Source organism: Streptomyces sp. NPDC097981 (genome assembly GCF_040302565.1).
Lineage (GTDB): Bacteria > Actinomycetota > Actinomycetes > Streptomycetales > Streptomycetaceae > Streptomyces.
This window is the reverse complement of the sequence record NZ_JBEORW010000004.1, coordinates 181,410-196,748: the sequence shown is the minus strand read 5'-3', so window position 1 is coordinate 196,748 and position 15,339 is coordinate 181,410. Positions and strand designations below refer to the sequence as shown.

Genomic DNA, 15,339 nt, shown 5'->3' with positions numbered 1-15,339 from the left:
AACAACCACGTGATACGCAATGCAGCGCTGGGGAGCGCTGCCACTCTGATCACCGGAGCGATGGCCGCGGGCCTGCTGCTGGCAACGCCGGCAGCCGCTGCTTCTTCCACCCAGAACAACCCGGTTCCGGAGGCGCTGGGCGTCCAGCTCGCCGCCGCCCGCGCCGCCCGTACCGGTATCGAGTGGAAGGACTGCCCCGCCGACTGGGGCTACGCCGCCCCGATCCAGTGCGGCTGGGTCAAGGTCCCGCTCGACTACGCCAAGCCGTTCGGCAAGACCATCGACCTCGCGGTCGACCGCGCCGTCAGCACCGGCACCAAGCAGGAGCACCAGGGCGCGCTCCTGTACAACCCGGGCGGCCCCGGCGGCTCCGGCATGCGCTTCCCGCGACGGGTCACCACCAACTCGGCGCTCTGGGTGAACACCGCCAAGGCGTACGACTTCGTGGGCTTCGACCCCCGCGGTGTCGGCCACTCGGCGCCCATCTCCTGCATCGACCCGCAGGAGTTCGTCAAGGTCCCCAAGGCCGACCCGGTCCCGGACACCGAGGCCGACAAGAGCGCCCAGCGCAAGCTCGCCGCGGAGTACGCGGACGGCTGCAAGGAGCGCAGCGGCGCCATGCTGCCGTACATGACCACGCCGAACATCGTGCGTGACCTGGACGTCATCCGCGCCGCCCTCGGCGAGAAGAAGCTGAACTTCATCGGCGTCTCCTACGGCACCTACATCGGCGGGGTCTACGCGACCCTGTTCCCGACCCACGTGCGCCGCATGATCGTCGACAGCGTGGTCAACCCGGCGCGGGAGAACATCTGGTACGAGGCGAACCTGGAGCAGGACGTCGCCTTCCAGATGCGCTGGAACGACTGGCAGGACTGGGTCGCCAAGAACGACAACGTCTTCCACCTCGGCGACACCCGCGCCAAGATCGAGGCGAAGTGGCAGCAGCTGCGCGCCCAGGCCAAGGCCAAGCCGCTCGGCGGCGTCGCCGGCCCGGCCGAGCTGATCAACTTCTTCCAGGGCGCCCCGTACTACGACTCCTCATGGGTCCCGGTCGCGCAGGCCTTCAGCGCCTGGGCCGCCGGTGACGAGAAGCCGCTGATCGACGCCATCGCCCCGGACATGTCCGACACGGCCGGCAACATCGCCTCGGAGAACAGCAACGCGGTCTACACCGCCGTCGAGTGCGCCGACGCCAAGTGGCCGACCAGCTGGGCCAAGTGGGACGCGGACAACACCAAGCTGAACGAGAAGTACCCGTTCCTGACCTGGTCCAACGCCTGGATGAACCTGCCCTGCGCGACCTGGAAGTCCAAGCAGAGCAAGCCGGTCGAGGTCGGGGCCAAGCACGGCCTGGCCCCGGTCCTGATCGTCCAGTCCGAGCGTGACGCGGCCACGCCGTACGCGGGTGGCGTCGAGCTGCACCGACGCCTCGCCGGCTCGCGTCTGATCACCGAGCAGAACGCCGGCTCGCACGGTGTCACCAGCCTGGTGAACCCCTGCATCAACACCCGGGTGGACGCCTACCTGCTCCAGGGCAAGGTCGACGCCGCGGACGTGAAGTGTGGTCCGCACGCCACTCCGGTCGCCCCGGCCCCGGCCGCCGCGAAGTCGCTCGCCAAGTCCCAGGCGTCCGACCTCCCGGCGCTGGAGGAGCTGCCGGCCGTCCGCTAAGGCCCGCGGCGGCACGCAGCAGTACCGGGCACGGCACTGCACAGCACGGGAGAAGGCTCAGCGCGTCCTGCGCCGGGCCTTCTTCCGTGCTTCCTCCTCCTCCGCCTTGACCTCGGCGGCGTACCGGTCGACGTACTCCTGGCCGGACAGCCGGAGCACGGCGTACATGATCTCGTCGGTGACCGCCCGCAGCACGGCCCGCTCGCCCTCCAGCCCCGCGTACCGCGAGAAGTCCAGCGGCCGGCCGAAGCGGATCGTCACACGCCGGATCTTCGGGATCTTCTGCCCGGGCGGCTGGATCTCGAAGGTGCCGACCATCGCACACGGTACGACGGGCACACCGGCCCCGAGCGCCATCGCGGCCACGCCCACCTTCCCCTTGTACAGCCGTCCGTCGTGGGAGCGGGTGCCCTCCGGGTAGATGCCCAGCAGCTCGCCCTTGGCCAGCACCCCGAGTCCCTCGCGCAGCGCAGCCTGCCCGGCGTCCTTGCCCGACCGGTCCACCGGGATCTGCCCGGCGCTGCGGAAGAAGAACGCGGTCAGCCGCCCCTTCACCCCGGGACCGGTGAAGTACTCCGCCTTCGCGAGGAACGTGATCCGGCGCTTGAGGATGGCGGGCATCAGGAAGTGGTCGGAGAAGGACAGGTGATTGCCCGCGACGATCGCAGCCCCCTCTGCCGGAATGTTCTCCAGTCCCTCGATGCGCGGCCGGAACAGCAGCCGCAGCAGCGGACCGAGCAGCACGTGCTTGAGCAAGTGGTAGAACACCGGGGCATTTTCCCTTCACCTGGAGGTCGGGCCAGTGTGCCGGACACGGTGCCAGATGGCATGGCGAACCTGAATCCGACCGGTCGGCACAGGATGACCTTGGCCGGATCCTGACCTGCGACAGACTCGGGACCAGGTTGGCGTCGGCGCCCACGGTCCGGGCGATGCGGACCGAAGAGCCGGGCCAGAGGAGGGACGGGCGTGACGGATGCGCCGGTTCAGGAATGGCGGGACGCCGCCATCGCGGCGGTGAGCAGCCCCAGCACCACCCAGCCGAACCACAGCCAGCCGTTGCTGCCGAGGGCTACCGAGTAGGTGGCGACGGCCACCAGAGCGGCGAAGGTCATGACGGCCATCGCCTTAACGGATCCGGTCATGCCCCATGGTGGCGCGAGAAGCTGCCCCTCCGCTACTGGCCACGCGCTTGGAGTGAGGCGAGATACGAGTTGTACGCCTCCAGCTCCTGGTCGCCGTCGCGGTCCGCGGCCCGGTCGGCGCGCTTCGCCGCCCGCTGCTCCGAGTGGTACCACTGGTAGACCAGCGCGATCAGCACCAGCACCGACGGGATCTCGCTGAAGGCCCAGGCGATGCCGCCGCCCCACTGCTGGTCGAGCAGCGGCTCGATGCCGAGGGAGGCCGGCGGGTTCGCGTACGTCTTGATCATCGGCTCGCTCGCCATCATCAGGGCGATGCCGAAGAACGCGTGGAACGGCATGCCGGCGAAGAGCTCCAGCATCCGCATCACGTAGCCGGGACGGTGCGGGCCCGGGTCCACACCCATGATCGGCCAGAAGAAGATCAGGCCGACGGCCAGGAAGTGCACCATCATGCCGATGTGCCCGGCCTTGCTCTCCATCAGGAAGTCGAAGAGCGGCGTGAAGTAGAGGGCGTAGAGGCTGGCGATGAACATGGGGATGGTGAACGCCGGGTGGGTGATCACCTTCAGGTAGCGGCTGTGCAGCAGCATCAGCAGCAGCTCGCGCGGGCCCTTGTGGCCGCGCGCGGCGGGCGGCAGCGCGCGCAGCGCCAGGGTCACCGGCGCGCCCAGCAGCAGCAGGATCGGGGAGAGCATGCTGATGACCATGTGCTGGATCATGTGCACGCTGAACATGACCATGCCGTAGTCGTTCAGCTTGGTGCACATCACCAGGGCGACGCTCAGCACACCCGAGGTGAAGGCGACGGTCCGGCCCAGCGGCCAGGCGTCCCCGCGCCGGCGCAGCCGCGCCACGCCCCACAGGTACAGGCCGAGCCCCACGAGCGAGCCGATCAGGAAGAACGCGTCGAAGGAGAACTCCAGCCCGCGTCCGAGAGTGAACGGCGGCAGGTCCATGTCCATATTCATGTCCATGCCGTGACCGCTGTGATCCATCTGTCCACTCCCTTGACCTGTGGTGCCCCACCACAGTAGTGCCGCCCCCGGACGTGAACTCGTCCGGGGGCGGCCACTACGGGGTATTGGCGTAGAAGGGGGGAAATATCACAGAACGGTCTGTGCCTCGTCGTACCGCTCCGCCGGGACCGTCTTGAGGGTCTGCACGGCGTCCGCGAGCGGCACCATCTCGATCTCGGTGCCGCGCAGGGCGGTCAGCATCCCGAACTCGCCACGGTGCGCCGCCTCGACCGCGTGCCAGCCGAAGCGGGTGGCCAGGACCCGGTCGTACGCGGTGGGCGTGCCGCCGCGCTGGACGTGGCCCAGGATGACCGGGCGGGCCTCCTTGCCCAGGCGCCGCTCCAGTTCGACGGCGAGGATGTTGCCGATCCCGGCGAAGCGCTCGTGGCCGTACTGGTCGGTGCCGCCCTCCTGGAACTCCATGGAGCCGGGGCGCGGCTTGGCGCCCTCGGAGACCACGACGATCGCGAACCGCTTGCCCGCGGAGAACCGCTCGCCGACGACCGCCGTCAGCTCGTCGATGTCGAAGGGGCGCTCGGGGACGACGATGGCGTGGGCACCGGCCGCCATGCCCGAGTGCAGGGCGATCCAGCCCGTGTGGCGGCCCATGACCTCCACGACCATCACGCGCTGGTGGGACTCGGCGGTGGTCTTCAGCCGGTCCAGGGCCTCGGTGGCGACCCCGACGGCGGTGTCGAAGCCGAAGGTGACGTCGGTCGAGGCGATGTCGTTGTCGATGGTCTTCGGGACGCCGACGATCGGCAGACCGGCCTGCGCGAGCAGGTTCGCGGCCTTCAGGGTGCCCTCGCCGCCGATCGGGATGATGGCGTCCAGACCGAGGTCGGCGACGTGCCCGCGGGCCCGCTCCACGCCGTCGCGCAGGTGCGCGGGCTGGACCCGGGAGGAGCCGAGGATGGTGCCGCCGCGGGCCAGGATGCCGGCCACGGCGTCCAGGTCGAGCTTGCGGTAGTCGCACTCCAGCAGACCGCGCCAGCCGTCGTGGAAGCCGATGACCTCGTCGCCGTGGTCGACGACGGAGCGGTGCACGACGGAGCGGATGACGGCATTGAGGCCGGGGCAGTCGCCGCCGGAAGTGAGCACACCAATGCGCATGGCAGGAAAAACCTTTGCAACGTGGGCCGACGACCGGACCACGTCGTCCGGTTGGAACTACCCGTCACCCTACAAGCGGAACCGGGCTGGACTGAACCATCCTCCACATGCTGGTCAGATCCGCCGTGCGAACGCACGTCGGCCCGGACTCCCGAAGGGAATCCGGGCCGAAGCGGCCGCGAATCCCGGCCGTACGCCGGGTGACGGAGCTGTTACGCGGGCTGGGTGGCCGCCGCGATGCGCTCGGCGCGCAGCGCCTCGTACCACCGGTCGTCGATGGGCGGCAGCGCGTTCACGTCGAGGGCCAGCTTCAGCAGCAGGTCCGCGATCTGCGGGTTGCGGGCCATCACGGGACCGTGCATGTAGGTCCCGAAGACCGTGTCGTTGTACGCGCCCTCGGTGCCGTCGCCCGTTCCGTTGCCGCGCCCCAGCCGGGTGCGGGCGAACGCCTTGGCCGAAGGGCCGAGGTGCGTGACGCCCTGGTGGTTCTCGAAGCCAGTGAGCTGCGGCAGGCCGAGCTTCGGGTCGATGTCCGCCAGTACGTCGCCGACGCACCGCTCGCCGTCACCGCGCACGGTGACGACGTCCAGCAGGCCCAGGCCCGGCTGGCGCTCGCCCACGTCGTTGACGAACTCGTTGCCGAGGATCTGGTAGCCGGCGCAGACGGAGAAGACGATCGCGCCGTTCGAGACGGCCCGCTCCAGACCGCCGTCGCGCAGCAGGCGCTCCGCGGCGAGCCGCTGCGGCCGGTCCTCGCCGCCGCCGATCAGGTAGATGTCGCCCGAAGTGGGGATGGGCTGGTCGCTGCGCACGTCCACGCGCTGCACGTCCAGGCCGCGCTGGCGCGCCCGGCGTTCCACCACGAGGGCGTTGCCCTGGTCTCCGTACGTGCTCAGCAGGTCGGGGTAGACCCACACCAGACGCAGGCTGTTGTCGCTCATGCTCTTGTGTCCTCTGGAGGTATGAGTACTAGTTGCCGACGCGGCGGCGCACGTCCTGGAAGGCGGTGTAGTTGGCGATCAGCTCGATCTGACCGGGCGGCGCCAGCTGCACGGCCTCGTCGAGGGTCTCGCACACCCGGAAGTCCAGGCCCGCGACCTCCAGCCGCACCGCCAGGTCCAGCTTGCGGTCGCCGATCACGAAGATCGGGTGGCCGGCCAGGCGCGGGTAGTCCACGTCCCACAGCCAGGAGGTGTCCGTGCCGTCGGCGCCGCGCGCGTTCACAGAAAGGATCACCGGGGTGGGCGGCGGGTCGATCAGGGAAAACGTTTCGAGCCAGCCCGCCGGGTTCTTCGCGAGCAGCAGGCGCAGCTCACGGCCCTGGAAGGTGACCACGTCGTAGCGTCCGGCGACGGCCTGCACCTGGTACATGCGCTCCAGCGCGACCTGCGGCGGGACGCCGAAGACGGCGGCCACGGCGGCCGAGGTGGCGGCGTTCGCCTTGTTGGCGCGGCCGGGCAGCTGCAGGTGGATCGGCCAGGCCGAGCCGTGCGGGTCCAGCACGTGGTCCCCGGACAGCACCCAGCTGGGGGTGGGCCGCCGGAAGCCGCACTCGGCGCAGAACCAGTCGTCGCCGGGACGCTGCATGACGCCACCGCAGGAGGGGCACGACCAGGCGTCGTCCTTCCACTCCTGGCCGGCGGCGACCCACACCACGTTCTGCGAGGACGAGGCCGACCACACGATCAGCGGGTCGTCGCAGTTGGCGACGATCACGGCCTTGGAGCCTTCGAGTCCCTCGCGCCACTTCTCCGCGAGCATGCGGGTCTCCGCGGCGCGGTCCAGCTGGTCGCGGGAGAGGTTCAGCAGGGCGATCACCTTGGGGGTGACGTCCCGGGCCACCCCGGCGAGGTACTTCTCGTCGACCTCGATGACGCCGTACTTGGCGTCCGAGCCGCCCGCGAGGGCGGAGGTGATGCCGGCCGGCATGTTGGCGCCGAGGGCGTTGGACACGACCGGACCGCTGGCCCGCAGGGCCTCGGCGATCAGTCGGGTCGTCGTGGTCTTGCCGTTCGTCGCGGAGACGAGGACGACGTCGAGATGCTGCGCGAGCGCTCCGAGAAGATCGGGGTCGAGTCGGAGTGCGACCTTGCCCCCGATCACCGATCCGCTTCCGCGTCCCGCGGCCCGCGACACCGCCGCCGCGGCCTTGCCCGCCGTCACGGCCAGCTTGGCCCGCGGCGAAAGCGGCTCTGTGTTGCCTGCCATCGTCCCTTGTCCTCCTTGCGTCGGTCGGCCCCAGCCTATCCAGTACCGGCCGGGGCCCTGACCGCGGCGCCCCCCCAGGGTGCCGCGGATCTCCTCATATATTCGCCCGTCGTACCCTTACGGCCATGCGACAGCGCCCCATTCCCGGTACCGCCGGCCTCGTCCGCACCATGAGCCTGCTGGGCGATCCGGTGCTCCACGGGGCCTGCGCGGAGGTCACCGCATTCGGCCCGGCCCTCGACCGGCTCATCGAGGACATGTTCGCGACGATGTACGCCGCGGAGGGCGTCGGCCTCGCCGCGAACCAGATCGGTGTCGGGCAGCGGGTGTTCGTGTACGACTGCCCCGACGACGAGGACGTGCGCCACGTCGGGCACATCGTCAACCCGCGGCTGGTGGCGGCCGACGGGGACGAGTTCCGCGGCCCCGAGGGCTGTCTGTCGCTGCCCGGCCTGGAGGCGGGCACGGTCCGGTTCGACCGCGCGGTCGTCGAAGGGGTCACCTCGGACGGCGCGCCCGTACGGATCACCGGCACCGGGTTCTTCGCCCGCTGCCTCCAGCACGAATGCGACCACCTCGACGGCACGGTCTACGCGGACCGGGTCACCGGGCTGCGCGCCCGGCGGCTGCGACGGGCGATCCGCAGGACGCCGTGGGGCGCGCAGGCCGCCGCGGCCGCGCAGAACTGAGCGCGGGGTCCCGGCCGGGGACCCGGCTTGCTAGAACCCCGGGCCGTCCAGGCGGTTGCCGGCCGTGGCCAGCCGGCCCCACAGCAGGTCGGTGAGTCCGGCGACCAACTCCGCACGCTCGCACGGGCGTTCGCTGAGCCACCAGTCGCCGGCGGCGTGCATCATGCCGACGATGCCGTGGCCCCAGATGCGGGCCAGGCGCTCGCCGCCGGGGCCGAGGTCCACGCGCTCTCCGATGACCTCGGCGAGCTCCTCGCCGAGCCGGCGCAGCAGTGGGGCCGAGTGCAGGCCCACGTCGAAGCCCCGCTCGGCAGCGTGCGAGTCCTCGGCCGGGTGCATCAGGAACCGGTACACCTGCGGGCGGGCCTCGATGGCCGCGAGATAGGTGTCGAGGGTGGACTCCACCCGGCTGCGGCGCTCGGCCGGGGCGTCGAGCGCGGCCCGCAGCGAGTCGAGCAGGGCGTCGGTGTGCCGGACGGCGAGGGCCTGGTAGAGCCCCGCCTTGTCGCCGAAGTGCCGGTAGAGGATCGGCTTGGTGATGCCGGCCTCCGCCGCGATGGCGTTCATGGACGCCTTGGGGCCGTCCCGGAGGACGACCCGGTCGGCCGCTTCGAGCAGCTCCCGCCTGCGGCGCTCGGCCGTTCCCGGTTCGCCGGCCTGCTGAGTGGTCTCCATGACGTGTTTCTCTCCCCGCCCTTGCGATGGTGCGTGACGCCCACGCAACGTAACACCCCGCACACCCTCGCGAAGGAATCGGCTGCACTGCGGACGACTCTGCTTGACAGTGCTTACTCGTCGGTAACAGACTGTGGCCACCGTAAGGGTTACCGCTAGTAACGCACTGGTGGACGCACAGCTGGAGGGGACATGGCGGAGTTCACCATGGAGCTCAATGACGACCAGAAGCAGGTACGGGACTGGATCCACGGCTTCGCGGCCGACGTGATCCGGCCCGCCGCCGCGGAATGGGACGAGCGCGAAGAGACTCCGTGGCCCGTCATCCAGGAGGCCGCGAAGGTCGGCATCTACTCGCTCGACTTCTACGCCCAGCAGTTCTTCGACCCTACCGGTCTCGGCGTCCCGATGGCCATGGAGGAGCTGTTCTGGGGTGACGCGGGCATCGCCCTGTCGATCGTGGGCACCGGGCTCGCCGCCATCGGCGTCCTCGCCAACGGCACCGAGGAGCAGATAGGCACCTGGATCCCGCAGATGTACGGCACCCCGGACGACGTGAAGGTCGCCGCCTTCTGCTCCTCCGAGCCGGACGCCGGATCCGACGTCGGCTCGATGCGGACCCGGGCCGTCTACGACCAGGCCAAGGACGAGTGGGTGCTGAACGGCACCAAGACGTGGGCGACGAACGGCGGCATCGCCAACGTCCACATCGTCGTCGCCGTCGTCGACCCGGATCTCGGGACCAAGGGCCACGCCTCCTTCATCGTGCCGCCGAACACCCCGGGTCTGTCCCAGGGCCAGAAGTTCAAGAAGCACGGCATCCGTGCCTCGCACACCGCCGAGGTGGTCCTGGAGGACGTGCGCGTGCCCGGCTCCTGCCTGCTCGGGGGCAAGGACAAGCTGGACGAGCGGCTGGCGCGGGCCCGCGAGCGGGCCGCGCAGGGCGGCGGCGAGCGCGTCAAGAACGCGGCCATGGCCACCTTCGAGGCCTCCCGCCCGGCGGTCGGCGCCATGGCCGTCGGCACCGCGCGCGCGGCGTACGAGGTGGCCCTCGACTACGCCAAGACCCGTACGCAGTTCGGCCGCCCGATCATCGACAACCAGGGCGTGGCCTTCCAGCTCGCCGACATGCGGACCCAGATCGACGCGGCCCGGCTGCTGGTGTGGCGGGCCTCCTGGATGGCAGTCGCGGGCAGGCCCTTCACCTCGGCGGAGGGCTCCATGTCGAAGCTGTTCGCGAGCGAGGTGGCCAAGAAGGTCACCGCCCAGGCGGTCCAGATCCTCGGCGGCAACGGGTTCACCCGTGAGTACCCGGTGGAGCGCATGCACCGCGACAGCGCGATCTACACCATCTTCGAGGGCACCAGCGAGATCCAGCGGCTGGTGATCGCCCGCACGATCTCGCAGATGCCGATCCGTTAGCCGGCCGCCGTGCCTCACGCGCGAGTCCGTCAGTGCACGGGCGTGAGGCACAGCGAGTGGGCACCCTCGGCCCACTTGCCGGGGACGCTGATCAGGTCGCCGTCCGCGCAGTCCGCGCCGGGGGTGCCCCGCCGCTTGGTGACCCGGTACTTGGCCAGCGGGGAACCGCAGGCTTCCGGAACCAGCTTCTCGTTGCGCAGCTCGTCCGCCTCGCGCACGCACGTCCCGATGGCCGGGCCGGTCGGCGGCTCGTCGTCCCCGGCCATCAGGCCCAGCAGCACGAGCACGGGCGGCGTGCAGGCGACGAGCACGGTCGCCACGAGGAAGGCCAGCGCCGGCGGGCGGCGCCACAGCGCCTTGCCCGGGTCCAGGGTGGGCAGGATGGCGCCCGTCGGGGGAGCGAGCCTGAGGAAGCCCGCCCGCGCACCGAGGTTCAGCAGCAGGGTGAAGGGTGTGATGAACAAGGACAGCGGGCCCCACCAGCCCTGCCACAGTGTGGCCGCGGACATCCTGCGATAGGTGGCGAGCCCGCAGTCGCGGCAGAACGGCCCTTCCTGGCGCAGGAACCGCATCAGGACGAGCATGCCCTGGTGCCCGCGTACGGTGGCCTGCGCGGCCGGCAGCGCCCCGCACAAGCGGCAGCCGTGCACGGCTCCCGGAACCGGGTGGGGGCCGTACGGGCCCGCCTGCTGCGGTACGGGGTACGGGCCGTACGGGTTGCCCTGCGGGGAGGCGTACGGGGGGTACGGGCCGGGGCCGGGGCCGTGGTGCGGTGGCGGAGTGGCCACAGGGTGTCTCCTGGGTCTCGCGGTGATCGACGGGCGTGATCACGTGACCCTAGCCCGGCCCCTCACGCCCGCAGCAGCCGGACGACGGCCCGGGAGAACAGGAGCCGGCCCGCCGTCGCGACCAGGGGATCGAAGGGACGGCCCAGGCCGCGTACGCGCAGTTCCTCACGCCACTCCACCTGCGATCCGCCGGCCGGCCCGGGCCGGACCGCGATCTCCGCCCAGCCCGTGACCGCGCGGCCCTGCTTGACGAGTCGGACCAGCCCCGGCGCGGCCCCCTCCGGGGGCTGCCAGAGCACGACTTCCATAGGATCGTCGAAGGTGATCCTGCCCACACCCGTGCGTGCCGTGAAGACCGTTCCGACGCGCGTGGGCGGTGCCGTTTCGATGATCGTCCGCGTGAGCGGAACCTGTGCGCCGTGTCGTTCCCAGTCCGTCAGCCGCAGCCACGCCTCGGGGGGCGGGAGGGGCGTTCGGTGAACGATCCGGATACCGGGCATGAGCGCATGGTAAGCGGGCATACACACCCTGAACTGGACCCCGAATATGGGTTCCGTCCGGGGGCGGCGATCAGTAATACTCACCGCCACCGTGGATCGCGGATTCGACCGGGTGACCACCGGCCCTCCCGCCCCACACTGCGAGGAGGTGCGCCATGTGCTCCCACCAGCCCCCCTGCCCGTCCGCCGACAGCGCCGATCACGACGCCGCCCGCACCGTGGCCTTCCACCCCGAACAGGGTTGGAGTTTGCTCTGCAACGGCCTGGTGATCTTCGACGATACCGGTGAGCTGCTTCCCGACGGCCGTGCGGTGGAACCCCGCCGCCCGGCCCTGGTCTGAGCAAGGAGGCCGCATGCGCCAGCAGCTGATCCGCAAGCCCGTCCCCAAGCCCGCACCCCGAGACCTGGACCTGCGCACACCGTCGGGCAGACCCCTCCCGTACTGACGGGAGCTCCGACGTTACGCGGCCCACCGGCTGCGGTTCAGCCGGTGGATGCCGCCGCTCCGCCCAGGAATGCGGTCTCGTAGGCCTCGTCGCCGATCGTCGCGCGGGCCTGCCGCTCGCCCTGGTCCCGCAGGGCCTTCAGCGAGGGTGAGCCGATCTGCGGCCGGCCGAGCGTGCGCCACCACGCGTGCCCGGTGCCCAGCAGGCGCGCCGCGAGCTCCCCGTCGCCCAGGGCCGCGACCGCCGCCGCGAGCAGGTCCAGGCCGAGCGCGATGCCGAACCGGTCGCCGAGCAGCCGCTTCCCGGACAGCATCGCCCGTACGTGGCGTGCCGCCTCGCCGTGGTGGCCGAGCCCCAAGGCCGCCACCGCCAGCACGTAGTCCGCGTAGGCCCGCAGCCAGCGCTCGCCCAGCTCCGCGCACGCCTCGCGCAGTCCGCGCGCCTCCTCGGTGGCTTCCTCGAAGCGCTCCAGGTCGCACAGGGCGTAGCTGGTGGCCAGCCGGCACAGCAGCCAGCCCGGGCCGCTGGTCCGGCCGCCGTGGCCGGCCCGCGCCCGGGGCCCCGCCAGCTCCAGCGCCCGTACGGGATTCCCGGGCATCAGCACCGACGCGGCGTGCAGATACGCCGCGCGCAGCTCCGGCTCCGGATCCGCGAGCCGGGCCGCCGCACGGGTGCACTCCTCGCCGATCCGCCGGGCCGCGTCCATGTCCCCCCGGAGCAGGGCGGTCAGCCCGAGGGCCCACAGGGCCTGGGTGTGGGCCGCCCCGGTGCCCGGGGCCGTCTTCAGCGCCCGTTCCAGGAAGCCGCGGCCCTCGTGGACGTGCCCGCAGGAGAACCAGAAGAACCAGAGGGCTCCGGCCATTTCGAGTGCGGCCGCAGGGTCGGCGCTCAGGAGGTGCTCCAACGCCGTCCGCAGCTGTGCGTGCTCGGCGGTCATCCTGCGGTACCAGTCCACCTGGCCCGGGCTCAGCCAGCCGCGGTCGGCGGCCTGGGAGAGCGCCGCGTACCAGTGGGCGTGCCGGTCGGCGACCGTCTGGACCTCGCCGAGCTCGCTCAACCAGTCGTTGCCGTACTCGCGGATGGTGTCCAGCATGTGGTAGCGGTCGCCCCCGCCGCGCTCCCGGGTTCGCCGCACGACGGACTTCGCGACCAGGCCTGCGAGCACCCGCTCCACCCGGGATGCGGGCAGCGGGCCGCCGGCGCACACCGCCCGGGCCGCGGCGACGTCGAAGTCCCCGGTGAACACGGACAGCCTGGCCCACAGCAGCCGTTCCACCGGTTCGCACAGCTCGTGGCTCCAGCCGATGGCGGTCCGCATCGTCCGGTGCCGGGGCGGCTGCAGCGCGGGCCGGGTATCGGAAAGCACCGCGAAGCGGGCGCCGAGGCGCTGCACCATCTGCTCCAGCGTCCACAACCGCAGCCGGGCGCCGGCCAGTTCCAGGGCCAGCGGGATCCCGTCGAGGCGGCGGCACACCTCGGCGGCGAGCTCGGCCCGTTCGGGGTCCTCGAAGGCGGCCGCGGCCTCCGGGGTCGCGGCGACGGCCCGGGCCCGGAACAGGGCGAGGGCATCGCTGTCGGGCCCCTCGCAGGGCAGCGGGCAGACCTCGACGACCCTCTCGCACGGACTGCCGAGCGGCTCACGGGAGGTGATCAGGACCGTCAGCCCGGGTGCGGACTGCAGGAGTTCACCCACGAGGTGGCGGCAGTCGGCCACCATGTGCTCACAGGTGTCGAGGACGAGCATCAGTTCCTTGTCGGCCATCCATGCGCACAGCTCCTCGTCGAGGGGGCGGGCGGAGTGGTCGGCCAGCCCGACGGCGTGGGCGACGGTCATGGTGAGCAGGCCGGGGTCGCGCAGCGGCGAGAGCTCCACCCACCAGACCCCGTCGGGCCGGGCCTGTTCGGGGTCGGTGGCGGCCCGCAGGGCGAGGCGGGACTTTCCGACGCCGCCCACCCCGGTGAGGGTGGTCAGCCTGCGGGAACGCAACAGGCAGTGCAGTTCCGCGAGTTCCCTCTCCCGGCCGATGAAGCCCGCCGGGGCGGGCGGCAGGTTGCCCGGCACGACGCCGGGAGCCGGCTCGGGATCGCCCTCGGTTTCTGCGGAATCCGACTGTTTTCTGTTGAACGCGTACTCACCGAACACGAATGTATTGTGCGCGATCTTCTTGTCCGGCAATGCCGTTCGGTCCGGATTGCTGTCACGTTGCCGGGGCGTCGGCCGTGTGCCTCATGCCATGAGTACGATGCTCCGTTCCGCGGAGAAGGCCCCCCAGTTGCCGTCGGGCAGCCGGGCGCGCAGCTTGAGCGTCCACTGCGTGCCGGCCGGCTCGGTCACCGTGAGCCGGTGCTCCACCCGGGTGGCTCCGGACGGGGGCACCGCGCCGTCGCCGAACTGGATGACGGTGACGGGCCTTCCGTTGACGTGGAGTTCGTACTCGCCGGTCGGACGGCCGGTGTCCGGGGCGGTCCAGGTCAGCGTGACGGCCCCGGGGGAGGCGGTCGCGGTGAACTCGGCGGGTGCGGTGCCCGGTCCCTGCCCGGCGGACGGCGGGGTGGTCACGTCCACCGCCGGGCTTTCGGGGGAGGAGTTGTCCGCGCCGTCGCGGGCGCGGACGGTGAAGGTGTAGACGGAGTCCGGCTGGAGGCCGCTCAGGGTGGTGCCGGTCTCGGCGGGGCCGACCGTGTGGATTCGGACGCCGCCCTGGTAGACGTCGTACGCGGTCACGCCGGTGTCGTCGGTCGCCGCCGTCCAGGACAGCGTGGCCGACCGCGGGCCGTCCGCCCGGCCCGTCGTCCGGGCAGGGGCGGTGGGCACCCGGCGGTCCTCGGCCTTGGCCGCCGGAGTGGTGGCCTCGGCTGCCGCGCCGGGGGCGGAGGTGTTCCCGGCGGCGTCCCGGGCCCGCACGGTGAAGGTGTAGGCGGTCTGCGGGGTGAGGCCCGTGACGTCCGCCATCGTCTTGTCGGCGGGGAGTTCCCGCACCAGCCGGTCCGCCTGGAACACCAGATAGCCGGTCACCCCGTCGGCCGGGGCGGGTGCCTGCCACATGACGTGCACGGAGGTGGCACTGCCGGCCTGCGCGGTGATCCCGGCGGGAGCCGCAGGCGGCGTGGTGTCGGCCGCGGTGCAGCCGGTGAGCCCGGTCGCGGCCAGGCAGAGGGCGAGCAGGGGGGCGGTGCGTCGCACGGGGCTCCCTCGGCTTCCGCTTCCTCGTAAAGGTCTAGACATATATGGCACGGGTGTGGGCGGCGCGGCAATACCCGTGCGACCCCGGGCTGCTTCCGCAGGCTCCTCCCGTTCCCGGCGGGACGGGATCGTCAAGCACCGATCGCCCGTCACGGACCGTCAACACCCGTACGGCGGACACGGGTTTCGCCCGAAGGCACCCCCTCCTGCGCCACGATGGCGCCGCCTAAGGAGGTAACGATGGTGATTTCGCTCTCCGTGGTCGTGCTGCTCTTCGTCCTCGCGTGGATCTTCATGCGCAGCGGCGGCCTCAAGTTCTCCCACGCCCTCGTCTGCGTGCTGCTCGGCTTCCACCTCGCGAGCAGCAGCATGGCGGCGTCCATCCACGACGGCCTGTCGGCCACGGCCCAAGCGGTCTCGGGTCTGCGGCCGTAGAGCCCGTCCGCCCGTCCGGCTTGATCGTCTGTTGCGCCTTCGT

General features: G+C 71.4%; 16 protein-coding genes. 5 read left to right on the top strand and 11 right to left on the bottom strand.

Features of this window, described 5'->3' with window-relative positions:
• The first annotated feature begins 60 nt into the window (after positions 1 to 60).
• Positions 61 to 1,674 (top strand): alpha/beta hydrolase, encoded by a 1,614-nt coding sequence (locus tag ABTY04_RS05700; RefSeq protein WP_352212157.1) that lies wholly within the window; start codon positions 61 to 63, stop codon positions 1,672 to 1,674.
• Positions 1,675 to 1,731: 57 nt separating this feature from the next.
• On the opposite strand, the gene ABTY04_RS05695 is transcribed toward ABTY04_RS05700, so the two are convergent.
• The 6 genes from ABTY04_RS05695 to ABTY04_RS05670 form a co-directional block, all read right to left on the bottom strand.
• A complete protein-coding gene (locus tag ABTY04_RS05695) occupies positions 1,732 to 2,442 on the bottom strand; it encodes a lysophospholipid acyltransferase family protein (protein WP_352212039.1) in 711 nt (236 codons plus the stop codon).
• A gap of 218 nt (positions 2,443 to 2,660) precedes the next feature.
• A complete protein-coding gene (locus ABTY04_RS05690) occupies positions 2,661 to 2,819 on the bottom strand; it encodes a hypothetical protein (protein WP_352212038.1) in 159 nt (52 codons plus the stop codon).
• Between the two features lie 32 nt (positions 2,820 to 2,851).
• Positions 2,852 to 3,814: a cytochrome c oxidase assembly protein gene (locus ABTY04_RS05685; RefSeq protein ID WP_352212037.1), complete on the bottom strand. Its 963-nt coding sequence runs from the start codon at positions 3,812 to 3,814 to the stop codon at positions 2,852 to 2,854.
• 108 nt (positions 3,815 to 3,922) lie between these two features.
• Positions 3,923 to 4,948: a 6-phosphofructokinase gene (locus tag ABTY04_RS05680; protein WP_352212036.1), complete on the bottom strand. Its 1,026-nt coding sequence runs from the start codon at positions 4,946 to 4,948 to the stop codon at positions 3,923 to 3,925.
• A 212-nt stretch (positions 4,949 to 5,160) separates the two neighbouring features.
• Complete coding sequence (locus ABTY04_RS05675) at positions 5,161 to 5,889, bottom strand: type 1 glutamine amidotransferase (protein WP_352212035.1); 729 nt, start codon at positions 5,887 to 5,889, stop codon at positions 5,161 to 5,163.
• A gap of 28 nt (positions 5,890 to 5,917) precedes the next feature.
• Entirely contained in the window at positions 5,918 to 7,156 is a 1,239-nt protein-coding gene (locus ABTY04_RS05670) for a MurT ligase domain-containing protein (RefSeq protein ID WP_352212034.1), read from the bottom strand.
• A gap of 125 nt (positions 7,157 to 7,281) precedes the next feature.
• On the opposite strand from ABTY04_RS05670, the gene def reads away from it, so the two are divergent.
• The gene (def, locus tag ABTY04_RS05665; protein WP_352212033.1) at positions 7,282 to 7,845 is read left to right on the top strand and encodes a peptide deformylase; all 564 of its coding nucleotides are present in this window, start codon (positions 7,282 to 7,284) and stop codon (positions 7,843 to 7,845) included.
• Positions 7,846 to 7,875: 30 nt separating this feature from the next.
• On the opposite strand, the gene ABTY04_RS05660 is transcribed toward def, so the two are convergent.
• Positions 7,876 to 8,520 carry a TetR/AcrR family transcriptional regulator gene (locus ABTY04_RS05660; protein ID WP_352212032.1) on the bottom strand — a complete coding sequence of 215 codons (645 nt, stop codon included), beginning with the start codon at positions 8,518 to 8,520 and terminating at the stop codon, positions 7,876 to 7,878.
• A 192-nt stretch (positions 8,521 to 8,712) separates the two neighbouring features.
• On the opposite strand from ABTY04_RS05660, the gene ABTY04_RS05655 reads away from it, so the two are divergent.
• Positions 8,713 to 9,942, top strand: a complete 1,230-nt coding sequence (locus ABTY04_RS05655) for an acyl-CoA dehydrogenase family protein (RefSeq protein ID WP_352212031.1) — start codon at positions 8,713 to 8,715, stop codon at positions 9,940 to 9,942.
• 29 nt (positions 9,943 to 9,971) lie between these two features.
• Here the strand turns inward: ABTY04_RS05655 and ABTY04_RS05650 are convergent, their stop codons facing one another.
• Both ABTY04_RS05650 and ABTY04_RS05645 read right to left on the bottom strand, forming a co-directional pair.
• The gene (locus ABTY04_RS05650) at positions 9,972 to 10,730 is read right to left on the bottom strand and encodes an LppU/SCO3897 family protein (RefSeq protein ID WP_352212030.1); all 759 of its coding nucleotides are present in this window, start codon (positions 10,728 to 10,730) and stop codon (positions 9,972 to 9,974) included.
• 62 nt (positions 10,731 to 10,792) lie between these two features.
• Positions 10,793 to 11,230 carry an SRPBCC family protein gene (locus ABTY04_RS05645; protein ID WP_352212029.1) on the bottom strand — a complete coding sequence of 146 codons (438 nt, stop codon included), beginning with the start codon at positions 11,228 to 11,230 and terminating at the stop codon, positions 10,793 to 10,795.
• A gap of 155 nt (positions 11,231 to 11,385) precedes the next feature.
• Between ABTY04_RS05645 and ABTY04_RS05640 the strand changes: the two genes are divergently transcribed.
• Positions 11,386 to 11,571: a DUF5999 family protein gene (locus ABTY04_RS05640; RefSeq protein ID WP_030300124.1), complete on the top strand. Its 186-nt coding sequence runs from the start codon at positions 11,386 to 11,388 to the stop codon at positions 11,569 to 11,571.
• A gap of 143 nt (positions 11,572 to 11,714) precedes the next feature.
• Here the strand turns inward: ABTY04_RS05640 and ABTY04_RS05635 are convergent, their stop codons facing one another.
• Together ABTY04_RS05635 and ABTY04_RS05630 are read right to left on the bottom strand one after the other, a co-directional pair.
• Positions 11,715 to 13,820 carry an ATP-binding protein gene (locus ABTY04_RS05635; RefSeq protein WP_352212028.1) on the bottom strand — a complete coding sequence of 702 codons (2,106 nt, stop codon included), beginning with the start codon at positions 13,818 to 13,820 and terminating at the stop codon, positions 11,715 to 11,717.
• 84 nt (positions 13,821 to 13,904) lie between these two features.
• A complete protein-coding gene (locus ABTY04_RS05630) occupies positions 13,905 to 14,861 on the bottom strand; it encodes a fibronectin type III domain-containing protein (protein ID WP_352212027.1) in 957 nt (318 codons plus the stop codon).
• A 240-nt stretch (positions 14,862 to 15,101) separates the two neighbouring features.
• On the opposite strand from ABTY04_RS05630, the gene ABTY04_RS05625 reads away from it, so the two are divergent.
• Positions 15,102 to 15,296: a hypothetical protein gene (locus tag ABTY04_RS05625; protein ID WP_352212026.1), complete on the top strand. Its 195-nt coding sequence runs from the start codon at positions 15,102 to 15,104 to the stop codon at positions 15,294 to 15,296.
• The last annotated feature ends 43 nt before the right edge of the window (positions 15,297 to 15,339 follow it).